At 35.2% G+C, this 16,625-nt stretch carries 18 protein-coding genes; 1 reads left to right on the top strand and 17 read right to left on the bottom strand.

Annotated features, from left to right (window positions below; genetic code table 11):
* From H964_RS01915 to H964_RS01840, 16 genes are all read right to left on the bottom strand, one after another.
* Entirely contained in the window at nt 1-732 is a 732-nt protein-coding gene (locus H964_RS01915; protein ID WP_039764260.1) for a GntR family transcriptional regulator, read from the bottom strand.
* Nucleotides 733-752: 20 nt separating this feature from the next.
* A complete protein-coding gene (locus H964_RS01910) occupies nt 753-1,682 on the bottom strand; it encodes an ABC transporter permease (protein ID WP_039764259.1) in 930 nt (309 codons plus the stop codon).
* 1 nt (nt 1,683) lies between these two features.
* Entirely contained in the window at nt 1,684-2,757 is a 1,074-nt protein-coding gene (locus tag H964_RS01905; protein ID WP_039764327.1) for an ABC transporter permease, read from the bottom strand.
* A gap of 7 nt (nt 2,758-2,764) precedes the next feature.
* Nucleotides 2,765-4,276, bottom strand: coding sequence for an ABC transporter ATP-binding protein (locus tag H964_RS01900; protein ID WP_039764258.1), 1,512 nt, complete (start codon nt 4,274-4,276; stop codon nt 2,765-2,767).
* Nucleotides 4,277-4,295: 19 nt separating this feature from the next.
* A complete protein-coding gene (gene mtnP / locus H964_RS01895; RefSeq protein ID WP_039764257.1) occupies nt 4,296-5,030 on the bottom strand; it encodes an S-methyl-5'-thioadenosine phosphorylase in 735 nt (244 codons plus the stop codon).
* Between the two features lie 104 nt (nt 5,031-5,134).
* On the bottom strand, nt 5,135-6,157 hold the full coding sequence (locus tag H964_RS01890; protein WP_039764326.1) for a BMP family lipoprotein: 1,023 nt from the start codon (nt 6,155-6,157) through the stop codon (nt 5,135-5,137).
* Nucleotides 6,158-6,340: 183 nt separating this feature from the next.
* Nucleotides 6,341-7,054, bottom strand: a complete 714-nt coding sequence (locus H964_RS01885) for a type 1 glutamine amidotransferase (protein WP_083931420.1) — start codon at nt 7,052-7,054, stop codon at nt 6,341-6,343.
* A 20-nt stretch (nt 7,055-7,074) separates the two neighbouring features.
* On the bottom strand, nt 7,075-8,415 hold the full coding sequence (locus H964_RS01880) for a MurT ligase domain-containing protein (RefSeq protein WP_039764255.1): 1,341 nt from the start codon (nt 8,413-8,415) through the stop codon (nt 7,075-7,077).
* 75 nt (nt 8,416-8,490) lie between these two features.
* Nucleotides 8,491-9,366, bottom strand: a complete 876-nt coding sequence (gene xerD / locus H964_RS01875; protein ID WP_039764254.1) for a site-specific tyrosine recombinase XerD — start codon at nt 9,364-9,366, stop codon at nt 8,491-8,493.
* A gap of 43 nt (nt 9,367-9,409) precedes the next feature.
* Complete coding sequence (locus H964_RS01870; protein ID WP_039764253.1) at nt 9,410-9,973, bottom strand: hypothetical protein; 564 nt, start codon at nt 9,971-9,973, stop codon at nt 9,410-9,412.
* A 53-nt stretch (nt 9,974-10,026) separates the two neighbouring features.
* Complete coding sequence (locus H964_RS01865) at nt 10,027-10,350, bottom strand: hypothetical protein (protein WP_039764252.1); 324 nt, start codon at nt 10,348-10,350, stop codon at nt 10,027-10,029.
* Nucleotides 10,347-11,486: a stage II sporulation protein P gene (gene spoIIP / locus H964_RS01860; RefSeq protein ID WP_039764251.1), complete on the bottom strand. Its 1,140-nt coding sequence runs from the start codon at nt 11,484-11,486 to the stop codon at nt 10,347-10,349. Before spoIIP ends, H964_RS01865 begins: the two co-directional genes overlap by 4 nt.
* 92 nt (nt 11,487-11,578) lie before the next feature.
* A complete protein-coding gene (gene gpr / locus H964_RS01855) occupies nt 11,579-12,562 on the bottom strand; it encodes a GPR endopeptidase (RefSeq protein ID WP_039764250.1) in 984 nt (327 codons plus the stop codon).
* Between the two features lie 134 nt (nt 12,563-12,696).
* The gene (locus H964_RS01850) at nt 12,697-12,870 is read right to left on the bottom strand and encodes a small, acid-soluble spore protein, alpha/beta type (protein ID WP_011917838.1); all 174 of its coding nucleotides are present in this window, start codon (nt 12,868-12,870) and stop codon (nt 12,697-12,699) included.
* A 79-nt stretch (nt 12,871-12,949) separates the two neighbouring features.
* Nucleotides 12,950-14,350: a germination protein YpeB gene (gene ypeB, locus H964_RS01845; protein ID WP_011917839.1), complete on the bottom strand. Its 1,401-nt coding sequence runs from the start codon at nt 14,348-14,350 to the stop codon at nt 12,950-12,952.
* A gap of 55 nt (nt 14,351-14,405) precedes the next feature.
* Nucleotides 14,406-14,963 (bottom strand): cell wall hydrolase, encoded by a 558-nt coding sequence (locus tag H964_RS01840; RefSeq protein ID WP_011917840.1) that lies wholly within the window; start codon nt 14,961-14,963, stop codon nt 14,406-14,408.
* Nucleotides 14,964-15,090: 127 nt separating this feature from the next.
* Between H964_RS01840 and H964_RS01835 the strand changes: the two genes are divergently transcribed.
* Nucleotides 15,091-16,203, top strand: a complete 1,113-nt coding sequence (locus H964_RS01835; RefSeq protein ID WP_011917841.1) for an MGDG synthase family glycosyltransferase — start codon at nt 15,091-15,093, stop codon at nt 16,201-16,203.
* Nucleotides 16,204-16,241: 38 nt separating this feature from the next.
* On the opposite strand, the gene H964_RS01830 is transcribed toward H964_RS01835, so the two are convergent.
* Nucleotides 16,242-16,625: M23 family metallopeptidase (locus H964_RS01830; protein WP_039764249.1), on the bottom strand; the 384-nt coding region annotated here is incomplete at its 5' end.

The raw sequence follows: 16,625 nt of genomic DNA, 5'->3' as shown, positions 1-16,625 counted from the left end.
TTATACCCTCTTTCTTACAATGTAGAATCTAAACTTTTTGGGTGAAAAGAAATTTGAAGAATATAATATAGGAGTATCACTTTGGTCAAAATGTATTTGGTCAAGCAAAAGTACAACATCGTTTTTTTCAAGCTCCAACTTTTTATATATCCCATTTTTTTCAGCAAGCATTGGAATTATATCAGAGACTGCATATGCAATATATATTCCCAAATTATCATTTAAATAGTCAAAAAGTGACTCTCCCTTAAATTCAAATTTCTCACCAAAAAGCTTAGCAGGAAGTCTATCTATGCAGTATACAACTGGTATGTTGTCGGCAAGTCTTAAACGTTCAATTTTTATAATCTCTTCATTTTGACCAATTTTCAACATATGTGCTTCTTTTGCATTTGGATAAGTACGTGTAATAATTACATCTTTTGTATGTGGTTGATACCCCTGCTTTTCCATAAGTTTTGTTATGCTTTGTAGTTCTTCCATACCTGTTTGTAAAATTGGTCTTGATGCAACAAAAGTGCCTATTCCATGTTTTCTAATAACATATCCTTCCTCTTCTAATATCCTCATTGCCTCTCTTAAAGTAGCCCGACTGACACCAAAAAATTTTGCAAGTTCTACCTCAGACGGAAGCTTATCTCCCTCTTTGAATTTTTCTTCGATAAGGTGCTTTAATTTTCGCAACACCAATTCATACCTGGGTGGATAAACAACGCTCTCTGCACTCTCCACAGTCCACCCACTCCTTTCCCTTATTTTTTAGGTCTGTAAGGTATACCGTCAGCTGCCGGGGCAACGCTTTTGCCACCTATTCCAATCAATGCCAAGATTGTAACCACATAAGGTAACATCATGATAATGTTTTTTGAAATTGATGATTCTTGCAAAGTATAGCTCAGGGCTGTTGCAAAGCCAAATAAAAGTGATGCTAAAAATGAACCAACAGGTGTCCATTTACCAAAAATCATAGCAGCTAAAGCTATATAACCTCTTCCTGACGACATCTCAGGTGAAAAACTGTTCAAAACCCCAATTGAAAGATATGCCCCACCAAGGGCTGAAAATGCTCCACCAAGAATTACACCAAGATACTTCATTTTTACAACATCTATACCAGCTGTTTCAGCAGCTTCTGGATTTTCACCAACAGCTCTTAGTCTCAGCCCAACAGTTGTCTTGAACAAAAACCACTGGCTAAGTATTATCAAAACAAACATTATATAAACCATCACATTTTGACCGCTTAAAATCTGACCAATTATAGGAATCTTATCAATAACAGGTATCTTAACATCAGGAAGTTTTGGTGTATCAAATGGCGTTCCTTCAGGACCATATATTGCATTGAAAAGATAAGCAGTAATACCTGATGCAAATATGTTAAAAGCCATACCAAGAACTATTTGGTTTGCGTACATTTTTGCAGCCGCCCACGCAAATACATATGCCACCAAAATACCTGAGATTACTCCAGCTAAAAGCCCAAGCCATGCATTGTGAAAGTATGCCGAAAATGCAACAGAAACAAATGCAGAAATTAGCATTATCCCTTCCATAGAAATATTAACAACACCAGCTCGTTCAGAAAAAGTTCCGCCAATTGCCGGAAGTGCAAGCGGCACTGCCATTGCAATGGTTGATGCCCACAAATATGGATTTGTAAAAATACTGAGTAAATTCATTTCACTCTTGACCTCCTACCGGTTCCAACTTTGATTTTCTGGTTTTTATCTTTTCCATAATAATCCTGTAAAGCTCTTCAATTGCAATAAAGAAGATTATAAGCCCCACCACAACATCAGCAAGCTGGCCGGAAATATTTGTTTGCATCTGCATCTCCTGCGCGCCTGTTGAAAGTCCTGCCAAGAAAAGTGCTGCTATCACAACACCAATTGGGTTGTTATTTGCAAGAAGCGCAACAACTATAGCAGTATAACCATATCCTGATGTAAAGCTATCATATAGTCTGTGCTGCACACCAATTATCTGAACAGCTCCTGCAAGACCTGCAAATGCACCTGAAAGTCCCATAGCTAAAACAAGTTTTCTCGCAACATTTATACCTGCATATCTCGCAGCTTTCATATTAAAACCTACTGCTCTTAGTTCATAACCTATTGTGGTTTTGTACATGAGTATATAAACCGCCACAACTGCTAAAATTGCAATGAAAAGTCCACCTGACAGCTGTGTATTTGGCACTAAAATACTTAGCTTTGCACTGTCTTGAATTAGCGGCGATTGAGGTATTGTCCCTTTGTCCATCATCGGCCCGCCTTCTAATAGATAGTGGCTAAAATAGATAGCTATGTAGCTCATCATCATAGTTGTAATAACCTCATGAGCACCAGTGTAAACCTTTGCCAACCCCGGAACAAGTCCACCCCACAGTGCACCTGCTATCATAGCACAGACAATTATTAAAGGAATGTGCAGATACCATGGAAGACCTTTTATCTGGTACCCAAGATAAGTCGCAACAATTGCACCTATCCAAAACTGTCCTTCAGCACCAATATTAAAAAGCCCAGAGGAAAATGCTATCGCAACACCAAGGCCTGTTATTATTAGTGGTATTGCATTTGTCAACGTTGTTGCGAAGTTCATTAGATTTCCGTAAGCTCCGGTAAAAAGTGCTATGTACGCATAAATGGGATTTTGTTTTGCTGTGATTAATATCACAATCCCGCCTACAATCATTGATATAAAAATAGCAATAAGTGGCATTAAAATACTCTGTAAAGCTTTTTTTACCATCACCATTTTAAGCCTCCTTCTTTTTCTTGCCTGTCATCAAAAGTCCTATATCTTCTTTTGTTGCAGTTTTGCTATCTAATATATCCATAATTCTTCCAGAGTACATCACAGCAATCCTGTCAGACAGGTTCAAAATCTCGTCAAGCTCCAAAGAAACAAGTAGTATTGCCTTACCACTGTCTCTAAGCTCAATGAGCTTTCTGTGGATGTACTCAATCGCACCCACATCCATTCCTCTTGTTGGCTGAACAGCAATTAAAAGGTCTGGGCTGCTTGAAAACTCTCTTGCCAAAATTACTTTTTGCTGATTGCCACCTGAAAGATTCTTTGCAAATAGTCTAAAATCTGGTGGACGCACATCAAATTCATGAATGAGTTTATCAGCCTCATGAGTTATAATTTTATAATTTAAAAATCCTCTATTTGAATATGGCTTTTTGTAGTATCTTTTAAGCACAATATTTTCTGCCACTGTAAAGTTCAAAACAAGTCCATCCTGTTGCCTGTCTGCTGGAATATAAGCAATTCCTTTTTCATAACGTTTGCGTGTGGGAAGGTTTTGAATCTCCTGGCTATTGAAAATTATCTTTCCTGTCGAGGGAATAAGTCCAACAATAGCTTCTACAAGCTCATTTTGACCATTTCCATCAACGCCTGCTATGCCAAAAATCTCTCCTTTTCTTATTTCAAAACTTACATCTTTGACCTTTTCAATACCGCTTTTTAATTTAACTGAAAGGTTTTCAACCTTTAGTACAGTCTCACCTAACTGTGGCTCATTTTTTTCAACAACAAGTTTAACCTCTCTTCCAACCATCAAATTTGCAAGTTCCTGTTCGTTGGTTTCTTTTGTATTCAAGGTCTTTATTGTCTTTCCTCTTCTCATAACAGTAACCCTATCCGAAATTTCCATAACCTCATCAAGCTTGTGGCTTATAAACAGTATGGATATTCCCTGAGCTTTGAGGTTATTTATAATTTTAAAAAGCTCTCTTGTCTCTTGAGGTGTGAGCATTGCCGTTGGCTCATCAAGTATTAAAAGCCTTGCATCTCTATAAAAAGCTTTTAATATCTCCACTCTTTGTTGCATACCTACACTCAAATCTCCAACCTTTGCCCTTGGGTCAATTTCCAAATTATACTTTTTCGAAATTTCAAGAATTTTCTTCTCAGCTTCTTGAACATTAAACCTAAAACCTTTTGGCTCAAATCCCAAAACAATATTTTCAGCCACCGTAAATACAGGTATCAACATAAAATGCTGATGAACCATTCCTATTCCTTTTTCGATTGCTTCATGAGGACCTTTGATATCAAGTTTTTGTCCTTCAAAATATATCTCTCCAGAATCAGGTTCATAAAGCCCATAGATTATATTCATTAAAGTAGACTTTCCTGCCCCATTCTCACCAAGGATGGCATGTACTTCGCCTTTTTTAACATCTAAATTCACATTATCATTTGCAAGAATATTACCAAATCTTTTTGAAATACCTCTTACTTCTAAAATATATTCCATTTTCACGCCCCACCTGTCTTTACAATCTTTTTATTATTTCAATAATAACAGTTTTGAGTTTTTCTATATTTGCAGAAAACACTCTCAAAACCTCTTCATGTGAAACAGGTTTTATATTCGGGTCATCTTCCAGGCCAGCATCATAATCTGTTACAATAGTTATATTTAAATACTTTATTCCAAGCTCATTTGCTAATGCCACTTCAGGATACTGAGTCATTCCAATAACGTCAAATCCCATTTTGGAATACCATCTGCTCTCAGCTAAGGTAGAAAATCGCGGTCCTTGAATAACTACACATGTACCTCTTTTGTGAAATCTATATCCAAGTTCTTCTAAAACATTGATTGCAATTTTTCTCATCTGTTCATCATAAGGCTGTGCCATGGAGGTGTGCTTTACATTTCCAATATCCGAAAATGTATCCTCTCGTCCCCATGTTCTGTCAACAAACTGGTCAACAATTACAAAATCACCCGGCATAATATCCTTTTTTAAGCTCCCACATGCTGTTGTTGAAATAATCTTATCAACACCAAGTTGTTTTAATGCATATATATTTGCCCTATATGGTACTTTATGAGGAGGGTAAATATGGATTTTACCATGCCTCGGAATAAACACAACTTCTTTACCTTCTACTTTTGAAATTGCTATTTTATCACTTGGTTTGCCATACGGGGTTTCAATCTCTATCTCTTCAACATTTTCCAAAAAAGAGTAAAATCCAGAACCACCTATTATCCCTATCATATGGATTAGATCTCCTTTCCATTCGTGTCATAAACCTGTATATTGTCGAAAGGCCTGCTGTGATATTAGCTATTGCCCAGCAGGCCTTTAAAACTTACATGGTATTACTTTACCTCTGTTGGTATCTTTATCTTACCAGCCTTTATCTCAGCAATTACTTTGTTTATTTTGTCACTTACACTCTTTGGAACACCTTTCATAAATGGGGCAAGTCCAACACCGTTGTTCTTTAAATCAAAGTAAATAATACCACTCTTGAATTTACCATTTAATGTATCTTTTATAACACTATATGTTGCGACATCAACTCTCTTCATTGCAGAGGTAACAACAGTGTTTGGTGCCACATAGTTTTGGTCTGAGTCTACACCAATTGCATAAACTCCCTTTTCTTTTGCAGCCTGGATAACACCAAAACCTGTCTGCCCAGCTACCTGGAATACAAAATCTGCACCCTGTGCTATTATAGAAAGGGCTACTTGTTTACCTGATGCTGGGTCATCAAACTTACCAGTATATTTGATTATAACCTTTGCCTTTGGAATCTCTCTCAAAACCCCAGCTTTAAAACCTGCGATGTATCTGTCAACAGGTGGAATCTTCATACCACCAACAACTCCAAATACATTCTTTCCAGTTGTTTTGCCAAACTTAGCCTTCTCGAGCAAAGCTGCTGCAACACCTGCTAAGTAGCCTGCTTGTTCTTCTCTGAACATAGCCGAGGCAACATTAGGAAGATTAGAGATCTCAGAGTCAATAATTAAAAATTTTGTCTTTGGAAACTGCTTTGCAACTGTCACAACTGAATCGTGCATTAGAAAACCAACTGCAATAATTAAATCATAATTAGCTTTTGCAAGTTTTTGTAAATTCGGAATATAGTCTGTCATCTGCTTTGATTGAATGAGAGTTGTTTTGATTTTGAGTTCTTTCTCTGCCTTCTTTAAACCTTCATATGCCGACTGGTTGAAACTTCTGTCATTGACACCACCAACGTCTGTAACAAGCCCTACCTTAAAAACTTTTTGGGATGTAGACCCATTTGCCATGTTCCAAGATACATTTAGACTGAGCAAAAGTGCAGCAATCACAACAAGACTTAACACTGCATATAGCCTTTTCTTCATATTCTTCATAAAAAGCAAACCTCCCTTTTTATTTTTTAGATGTCAGACATCTAACATCTGACATCTGACATTACTATTTTATAATCTTTGTTCAAAAAAGTCAATATGAAAATTTGTAAATTTGTGAATTATAATATAAAAAGCTGCTTTATTGTGTCGCAGCCCCTTGCTACAATCATTGTTTTACATATACAATTCCTTTACTTTCTCGTGAGCCATGTACTCTAAAGTGTCATCTAACTTCTCGAATTCCAAAGCATCAAAAGCATACTTTCTTTCAAGAGCTTTTTCGAGTATATAATCTGCAACATGTGGATTTTTAGGAAGAAGAGGACCGTGCAAATAAGTACCTATAACGTTTTTATAAATTAGCCCCTCAAACCTGTCATTTCCATTATTGCCAAAACCTTTTAGGACCTTGCCAAAAGGTTGATAACCATGATATGTCCTACCACCGTGATTTTCGTAACCTACTACTGTTTTCGGAAAAACATCTAATGTTGTTTCAATGACTATATTCCCAATTAGTCTTTTGTTTTCAGACTTAGTATAAAAGTCCAATATCCCAAGTCCTTTTATTACATTTTGGTTTGCATCAATATAAGCCTCCCCTAAGAGCTGATACCCTCCACAAATTGCAAGCAAGCAAACTCCATCCTCAATAAGACTTTTAAGCAGGTCTTTTAAGTTTAGCAAATGGCTAAACATAATTCCTTGCTCCCTGTCAGAGGCCCCTCCAAGTAGGATTATATCTGCAGTTTTTAAAATGTCTACATTAGAATTGAAGTTATATTCAACTATATTTGCTTTTATACCTCTCCATTCACATCTTTTTTGCAGGGTAATGATATTACCCCTATCACCATATAAATTTAAAGCTTCTGGAAACATATTCACAATGTTTAGCTCCAATTCAATCACCTCATGCTTTTTTTCAAACTCTCTACTAATTTCTTTGTCTTAAACAAAGCTGTATATGTGGGAAGAATGTAAATCTTGTAAGCTTCTTTCAGTGAAATTACTTTTTTTAAATCTTTTTCAAAATCAATAAACTCGAAGTCTTTTAGCTCAAAACTACTGTATTTAACTCTTAGTGCGATATCCTCTTTTCTTTTTCCACCAAAAAATAAAGCCCTAATATTTTTAACTTCATTTAATATGTCAAAATCGGCATCCCAAATCCATGAGACATCTTTCCCATCAGCAGCGTTGTCATTGAGAATAAAAACAATTGCTTTAGGGCAAGGGTCATCTGCTATTACTTTCAGTGTCTCACTCATACCAATTGGATTTTTGACAAGAGATATGACTACTCTTTTATCATACACTTCTATTTCTTCCATGCGGCCAAGTTTGTTTGTAAAAGCCTCAACCCGTTCTTTTATTTTATTTGTCTCTATTCCAAGCAACATAGCCACAGACATTGCTGCACAGACATTGTAAAGGTTATAAATACCTCCTATTTTCCATCTAATATCTTGAATCTTTATACTATTTTCTCTGTCCATAAAGTCAAAAACAAAACTACCACCTTCATACTTTATATTCGTAATCAAAAACCTGCTTTCAGGATTTTTATATCCGCACTGAGAACAAATGTATTTTCCAAGATGTCCAACATTATAAAACGTATATTCAAGCTCGCTATTACAAACTGGGCAAAACCGTGAATCAAGTGTAACATTTGCTAACCTGCTGAGCGCATTTTCATCAACACTATAAAATACCTTTTTTTCTCCGCTGTAACTTGCTAAATTTGGATCATCGGCATTTATAACTGCCAAAGCCCCATTTATATGGCTCAAGATTAGTTCTTTTACTCTGTCAAGTTCACCATACCTGTCAAGCTGGTCTCTAAAAACATTTGTTGTCACAAATATATCCGCTTTTAAATCCTTTGTAACAACAGGAAGTGATCCCTCATCAACCTCAAAACAGGCTATCTCATAGCTTTTTTTGAGGTTATTTATAAACGCACTTATTATCCCATTTACCATGTTAGAACCTTTTAGATTTGAAAGAATGGTTTTGTCAGGACTTATTATCCAGTTTATAAGGTTGTTAGTTGTTGTTTTACCATTTGTACCAGATACAAGTATTTTAAAATTGCACCTTTTGTCAATCTCTTTTAAAATATCTGGGCAGATTTTATAGGCAATCTTGCCAGGTGCACTTGTTGCATCTTTTCTTAAAAGCTTTAGAAAAAATTTTGCTGTAGTTCCTGCAAAAGTGGCTAAATAAAATCTTAAGTTTTTCAATATTTTTCATCCCCTTGTCCACAACTACTTCATAAAGATAAAAAGCAAGGCTTTGCCTTGCTAATTCCATTATTTTCAAGCCCGAGGATGCGCTTTTTGATAAACCTCTCTTAGCTTGATATTCGCAACCTGAAGATATCTTTGAGTAGTTGAAATATCAGCATGCCCAAGCATCTGCTGGACAGCTCTCACATCTGCTCCATTTTCAATTAGATGTGTTGCAAAAGAATGCCTTAATATGTGCGGAGTTATTTCCTTATTTATACCTGCCACATTAGCGTAGAATTTTACAATTTTCCAAAATCCTTGCCTTGTCATCCTTGCCCCATTGAAGTTCAAAAAAAGAGCCTCCTGTTCTTTATTTCTTGCAAGGTATGGTCTTGAGTAGTTCAAGTATTTCTCTACTGCCTCAATTGCATACGAACCAATTGGAATTATCCTATCTCTTTTTTTATTTCTGCATATAATATAGCCATGCTCAAGATTAATGTCAGAAAGATTAAGACTAATTAGTTCACTTACCCTTATACCTGTTGCGTACAAAAGCTCAAGCATTGCCTTGTCCCTTATACCTTTTATATCATCTTCTCGCGGACAACTCAAAAGCTTTTCTACCTCATCTTTTGTCAAAATTTGCGGAGGTGTTCTTTCAAGTTTAGGCGGGTTAATCTCTATTTTCCCTATGTCTACAATGTTCCGGTCCTTTAAAAATTCATAGAATACCTTTAGTGAAACAATTGTTCTTGCTATTGTGCTGTTTGACTTTCCGCTTTTTTGCATATTGATAATATATGTGATTATAGTAGCCTGTGACGTATCTTCAATCTTCATCCCGATGTTATCCAAAAACTCTATGTATTTCTTTATATCTCTCAAATAAGACATAACTGTATTTTGTGAAAATCTCTGTTTTTGGCATAGATGTTCATAAAAAGCCTCTACTATCTTCATCTATTTTCAAATCCCCTCTATACATAAATTCCATTTATAGATCTTAAATCAAATTGCATGCAAACCTCGAAACAAAAGCATCTATCACAACTATGCCACATATTAATAATACCACTATTAGACCTACCACAATATTAAATCTTTTTTCAAATTTGAACAATCTATCCCTAATTAAATAGTTGGTAAATGAGTACAGAATAAGTATAATCAAAAATATTAAAACAATCAATTCTTTTAGTAATATGTAAGTGAAAAAGAAACCTATAGCATGAAACTTGTAGATAGTGAAAAAAGCACCTATTGTTAGCCCAAACACAAATCCTTTTAAAATAATCATGCCTATATTTAAAATTTGCAAGTATTTATTTAAATTTGATAGTCCCCATATTGTAAGATACAATAAAATAGCAAATATCGAAAAAAAGATTACTTTATTCCAGTACAAATTATCTGGAGTTTTCGCACTGTTTATTGAAAGTACTATAAAATTTTTGAGCTCGTCTCTTCGAGCTTGGCTGAGCAAAAAATAGAAATTTATACCAGCAATTACGCCTCCTAAGTAAAGTGTTAAAATAGCAAAAAATAGTAATTTTACTTTTTTCCCCATTTTCTTATTTTTGCTTGCGCTTATTTATAGTAAAATAATATGTCAATTACAAGTCAGTTATTACCTACTAATGAGAAAACATATCCTTTAGATTTAAAATAAAAATAGTTTACACTTTTGTAGAAACCATTTATAATCTTTTTGTCAATCCTTAGCGTTATTTTACCATTATATAACTTCAAAATAGTCTCATCATACTTAAAGAGAACCTTAACCATATATTTGTCTTCTGGTAAAAAAAACTGTTTGCGAAACTCAACTGTCAAAAAAAGAATGAGAAAAACCACTAAAAGCAGCAATATACCTGCTCTTGCTGTTCTGACAAAGTACTTATGCTGAAGGTATCTTTTGTATCTACTTTTTCTCAAAAGTTTCACCTTCCCATAATAGTGTCATCAAGAGCTTTCGCAACAATCTGGCAACTTTTTAAAGCTTCACTAAGCAGATTGCCGTTACTACCAATTTCAATTATTAATGCATATGGTGATATATGCTGGTTATACCTTGCTGCCGAAATATTTATTGGTCTTGTAATCTGCGGGCAAACTTTCATGAGATTCTTCTGAAGATGAACTGCAAAAGTCAGATTCTCTCGCCAAAAAGGATGGTAAAGTCCGAGCTTGTCTGTCCCCACAACAAGCATAACCTTTGCTAACTCCTGCCCAAATGCAACTGTTGAGACTTTTATTTTTTTTGAGCCATCTCCTATTGCGTCCCTGTGCAAATCTATGAAAATCTTTATATCAGGATGTTCTTTTTTATATCTTTCAATTATTTTCAATGACCTTGCATAAGAGCCTTTATATTCAGGATAGTCATTTATGTCCTTGCTGTGATAAACCTTGTAACCATAGTCTTTTTCAAGAATCCTTTTGAGCTCTTCCCCCACTCTAACCACATTGTAGTTAAAATCTAAGGTTCTATCAGTTGTTCCCCGGGTGTAAATAAGATTTTTTGAGGGGTTCTCATAGCTTTCAGTTGTATGTGTGTGATAAATAAGAATTGAGGGTTTTACTTTGCCATAAATCTTAAATTTTGTGTTAAGAAACTTAGTTATATCTATTCTATATTCTGTTTGATTCATAACCTCAATGTTGTAGGAAATAGAGCCATTTGGCCGAATATTCTTTAGATATTTTTGAAACTCTATATTATCATCAGCTTGATTTTCTTCAGATGCTTTAGAATTATCTTGCCTTTCTTGGTCATAATTTATTACAATAGCATCGTCTTCATAAAAACTTTGTTCTTCAAATGTTTGAGTTCTATTGAAAGAAGCAAAAAGTGGATGAGAAAACCTCATCAAATTTTCTATTTTGATTAAATTACTAATATCCGTTTTGCTTGCCAAAAAAGGTGTGTTAAAAATAATTAGTTGCTTAGAATATTTGAAGCAAAGATCTAATAACTCTCTATTTGAAAAAACAAACTTATTTACTAAAAGTTCTATAACCAATAATATGGCAATAAAAACAACATACCAAAATCTTTTCAAATCAATAACCTTCACCATCAATACAAATCTCCTCAAAAGCGTGAGATAAAAACTTTCTTGTAAAATCTCTATTCACATAAAAAAGAATTTATTCCTTCTTGGTAAAAACCTCAATTGACATATCTAAACTGGTCATTCTCTTTCACCTCTGGATGAATTGCCATATTGATACCATCAGCAATTACTGTAGAGATATTCTCAACAATCCTGTCTATGTCTTTGGGAGTGACAAATAAATTTCCATAATATGGAAATATAACCTCTTTGATTAGATTAAACCTATCTTCATCAGGTATGCCCTCAAGAAGCAAGTACAAAGGCGAAGATTTCTCTGTTTCATTTTTAAGTCTTTCAAGTAAAAGGTCTATTGCATCATTTGCGATAATTGCAGCGTCAACAACCATAGGAACACCTATAGCAACAACCGGAACACCCACTGTCTGCTGTGTAATGCCTTTTCTTTCATTGCCAATTCCTGAACCAGGAAAAATGCCAGTGTCTGCTATCTGTATAGCTGTTGAGATTCTTTCTAGTCTGCGTGACGCCAAAGCATCAATGGCAACTATCAAATCAGGATGGATTTTTTGAACAATCCCGTGAATTATCTCGCTTGTTTCAATTCCAGTAATACCCAAAACACCTGGAGAAATGGCACACACAGAACGAATACGCCTGTCTTGGACTTTTTCAGGTACAAATTCAAATAAATGACGCGTAATTAAAACCTTTGAAACAACTTTTGGCCCCAGTGAATCAGGTGTCACGTTCCAGTTACCAAGCCCAACAACAAGAATTGTGCTCTTCTGGGATAATCTTATTAAGCTTTCTAACTCCTCAGCTAATATCTTTGATACCTTTTCTTGCACTTCAAAATCCTCATCACGCAATCCATCTGCTTCAATTGTAATGTAGTTTCCCATGGGCTTTTGCAAAATTGCCTCACCTTTGACTGAGTTTATTTTCACTTTGGTTACCTTTATTTTATCATCAAACTCTTTTCTCTCTTCAACTTCAACACCTTCAATTTCTCTCCCCAAACCTTTTTGAACAATTTCTCTTGTTTCAAGTGCAAGGTCAGTATGAATTTTAAACATCGATCGCTCTCCTTTACAAAAATTTATCCTGAAATATTATTATCAACATTTTTGAAATTATTAAACCTTAAAAACATCTCAAAAGGGAACTGTAGCAAAATGTTTTGCCACAGTTCCCCTTTTTTAAAAAGGGGTTATTGCTTTTCTTTCAAGGCTCTTTCTGCCATCTCTATGGCTTTTCTGACGATGTTACCACAGTCGCGCGATTTTACCTCGCCCCAACCATACTTTGTGACTACATCGTACACTCCAAGTTCTTTTGCTATCTCCATTTTAAGTTCTTCTGACATAACTTTTTGCCTTGCCAAGCCAATAACCCCCTTTGCGGTTTTGTCACCGCAATCTTTAATATACCCCAGTAAACATCTTTTTTATTAATACATTTTCTTACATTGATAAGATACCATTGGGGTCTTTTATTATCTCTAAGATATTTTCTTCCTTACCAGTAATTGCATTAATATAGTCTGCAAAATATTTTCTGTCATATTTTCCCATAAATTCATATGTGAAAACCTCTCTTCCCGACTCAAGTGGAATTATACTCAGTGACACACTCTGAATATCAAAGTTCTTGCTCATAAGTTTCCTTGCTTGTGCTTCAGTTATTATTGGTTTTGGAATCTTCCTGTTGGTATGAGACATATAATATGCTGCTGCGTCAAAGCCAACCACCTGTCCTGTATCAAGCGCTATTCGTACTTTGACCATGTCAGGATATATCTTTACACCATTTTGCTGATAGATATAGTTTATAAGTGCTGTGTTGTCCTGTTTAAGATAAAAAGTATCTACCATATTGGTAAATCCTTTGCTCTTTAAAAATCTCAAAGCATTTTCTTTTGCTCTTGAAACACCAATCTTTGGTGCAGAAGTAGCTCTGTTATCTATCATCCAGATGACTTTGCCACCTTTTTTAGAAACTGCTACTGTAATGGTTCTATCTCTTGCCATTCTGTCAGGGATTATCTCAAAGTTAAAGGTTTTAATCTTATCACCTGAAAGTCCCAAGTAGCTAATCATGTCAGCTCTTTTGATATTCAAAAAATCAAGTGCAATTTTCTTTGCCTCATCCCTATTGATTACACTCTCTGGAAGTCCTCTTGGCACCTGTCTTGCAATATGGTCAGAAAAAGGTCCATCATATATCAGCGTTGGATAGTCTTTAAAACCTGCTTCCACTGCAAGCATACGACTACTTGTGACATTTTGGCTAATCCTTCTAAACCTTGACGTTCCAACTGTTCTGACCTCACCCCATCTGAGTCTGCCCTGGCTTATTTCAATTGCAAGTTCATTTAAGTTTTTACTAAGCTTATCAGCGTAGCTGCGAAGTTTTGCAAGTTGTGCTCTTTGTTCTTTAGTTTCCTTTTTGCCGCTCATAAGTTGTTTAGAAAGTGAAAAACTCAAATCACCCACCTGGGTCAGATACTTTGCTGTTCTCTCAAGTGCAACGTTGTTTTCTATTGGAAGCTGACCAAGGTTTTCCTGGGCAGCAAAGGCGTTTCTCCAAACCTCTGTATATAAAGCTGCTCTTTGTCTGTCATCGTTTGATACTTCAGCCTTTGACAAAAGTGCCTGAATATTTTGAACATACCCCACCATATCAAAAAAGGCCCTATGCCACATATTAGTAAGGTAATTGTGATAGTTTGCTTTACCTCGATACTGATTTACCCCCCAAAGGGCTACAATCACTAAAACTCCAATTACAACTGCCATAATACTCCAAAGTCTCACACTTTTAAGTCTTTCTCTTAATTCCTTATATCCACCTAAAATACTCAAATCAAACTCACCTCTTTAAGTTTTATAAAATTTGAATCTATGGAGTTTAAACCTGTTATTTTGCAAATCTGTGTTTACCAATTACAAGCACAACCTTTCTACTCCATATCCATCTATTTGTAGTCTTTGCAGGATTGTAGTAATAAATGCATCCATTTGTTGGATCCCAACCATTTAGCGCATCTCTTGCAGCTTTTAGAGCAGTAGGTTCAAGCTTTGCATTAATTTGCCCATCTGTTACAGATGTAAAGGCACCAGGTTGGTAAATTACACCACTTATTGTCTTTGGAAAACCCGGATGCTTTGTTCTATTGATTATAACCGCTCCAATTGCTACCTGACCAATATATGGCTCACCTCTTGCCTCACCATTTATAACTCTTGCTAATAAATATAAATCTTTGTTTTGATAATTTGTTGATGCTTGAGTTGCAATGGAATCCTGTCGAACCTCTTTTTCACTTTTTTCAAGGGCTTTTTCGAGTCTTTTTTCAATTTTTTCATCATTTGTTCTTTTAATATCATAAATAAACTTTGCTGAGTAGACACTTAAGAGAAACCCTATTATCAATAAGATGATGAAAATGGTATACTTTTTTAGTAGCTTGCTCACCTTTCCAAAACCCCCAAGTCAAAATTCTTTTTAAAATTATTTTTTGTAAGCTTGTGTTTATTATTCAGCTTTGTGATAAAATAAATTTAAATTAAGTTTTCGATAAAAAAACGAGGTAAGAGAAAACATGAACATTTTGATACTGAGCCTTGATGCCGGTGGTGGACATTTTGCTGCTTCAAACGCATTGAAAACTGCATTTTTGCAAAAAGATCCCCAAGCAAAAGTTGAAATTGTAGACACCCTTAAGATTATAAGTCCAATCTTGGACAAGTTGGCCGTTGGAACATATTTGAAAGCTATTAAAACAGTTCCATTTATATATGGCCTTGTTTATGATTCAACAGACAAAGACCCACCTACACGCTTTAGCAAGGCAATTTATGAAAAATTTTATTTTGCATTTTATAAGCTTTACAACATTATTTCTGAACTAAACCCTGATGTAATAATTGGAACTCATCCGTCACCAATTGATATGGTAAGTCAGCTAAAAAAACGTGGAAACATAAATGTCCCTATCATCAGCATAGTTACAGATTTTACAATACACCCTTATTGGATTAACGAATATGCAGACTATATAATTGTCCATCATGAGAATTTGGTTTATGAAGCGGTTAAAAAAGGAGCTCCAGGAAAAAAAGTAATACCTCTTGGTATTCCCATTAATCCTTCTTTCTCAATAAATTATGAAAAAAAAGAAATCTTATCTGAGTTAAACCTCGAAGATAAGCCAACAATCTTAATTATGGGTGGAAGTTTAGGGCTTGGAAATATTGAGGATATAGTTGAAATGGTTTGCCACATATGTGACGAGAGTTATCAAATAATTGTTGTTACTGGGAAAAACAAAACATTAAAGAAGTCATTGGAGGAAAGAAATTTTGGAAGAAAGGTTGTTGTATTTGGTTTTATCAGTTTTATAGACAAGCTCATGGCAATAAGTGATATCTTGATTACAAAGCCTGGTGGTCTTACCTGTGCTGAAGCACTTTCTTGCAAACTTCCAATGATTTTGATATCACCAATTCCAGGGCAAGAAGAAAGAAATACTTTTTATCTTATAAACAACGGCGCTGCTGCCTATGTAAAAAATATTGAAAGCTTTGATATAGTTTTTAACCAAATAATAAATAACCCTCAAAGGCTTGAACACATGAAACTTGCGTGTTCATTTTTAGCAAAGCCAAGTTCATCAAATGACATTGTGGAATTTATAAAGGGAATGGTGCTTTAAAAGGCCCCATTCCCCTTTCTATAAAAGATTTCTCTTTTTTATTGTGGTTGTGGCAAAAATCTTGCTGGGTTTTGGTTCTCACCGTTGTATAAAATCTCAAAGTGTAAATGTGGTGGGTCCATATATTCTATATTAGAGCTTGTGCCCACCTCACCAATTTTTTGCCCTTGCCTAACTATATCTCCAACTTGGACATATTTTAAATCTCTCAAGTTAAAGTATTTTGAAATATATCCATCGCTGTGGTCAACAACAACATATTTGCCATAAAGAGGGTCTTCACCTAAGTCAATTACAGTACCGTCAAAGCAAGCTTTTACATCGCTACCTTCTTCTGCCTCAATATCAATCCCTGAATGTTCTGTCCATTCATCTAAGGTTTTAGAGTACACAAGTGACTGGTCAGAAAACTCTCTGATTAT

The sequence above is a fragment of the Caldicellulosiruptor sp. F32 genome (assembly GCF_000404025.1).
GTDB classification, from domain to species: Bacteria; Bacillota; Thermoanaerobacteria; order Caldicellulosiruptorales; family Caldicellulosiruptoraceae; genus Caldicellulosiruptor; species Caldicellulosiruptor saccharolyticus.
The sequence above is the reverse complement of the archived record's forward strand: the minus strand, read 5'-3'. Positions and strand labels throughout refer to the sequence as shown.

Bases quoted from the DNA above. Each gene is read 5' to 3' on its own strand.
- H964_RS01910 (WP_039764259.1), bottom strand. From the start codon at position 1,682: ATGAATTTACTCAGTATTTTTACAAATCCATATTTGTGGGCATCAACC.
- H964_RS01905 (WP_039764327.1), bottom strand. From the start codon at position 2,757: ATGGTAAAAAAAGCTTTACAGAGTATTTTAATGCCACTTATTGCTATT.
- H964_RS01900 (WP_039764258.1), bottom strand. From the start codon at position 4,276: ATGGAATATATTTTAGAAGTAAGAGGTATTTCAAAAAGATTTGGTAAT.
- mtnP (WP_039764257.1), bottom strand. From the start codon at position 5,030: ATGATAGGGATAATAGGTGGTTCTGGATTTTACTCTTTTTTGGAAAAT.
- H964_RS01890 (WP_039764326.1), bottom strand. From the start codon at position 6,157: ATGAAGAAAAGGCTATATGCAGTGTTAAGTCTTGTTGTGATTGCTGCA.
- xerD (WP_039764254.1), bottom strand. From the start codon at position 9,366: ATGAAGATAGTAGAGGCTTTTTATGAACATCTATGCCAAAAACAGAGA.
- H964_RS01870 (WP_039764253.1), bottom strand. From the start codon at position 9,973: ATGGGGAAAAAAGTAAAATTACTATTTTTTGCTATTTTAACACTTTAC.
- spoIIP (WP_039764251.1), bottom strand. From the start codon at position 11,486: ATGGTGAAGGTTATTGATTTGAAAAGATTTTGGTATGTTGTTTTTATT.
- gpr (WP_039764250.1), bottom strand. From the start codon at position 12,562: ATGTTTAAAATTCATACTGACCTTGCACTTGAAACAAGAGAAATTGTT.
- H964_RS01835 (WP_011917841.1), top strand. From the start codon at position 15,091: ATGAACATTTTGATACTGAGCCTTGATGCCGGTGGTGGACATTTTGCT.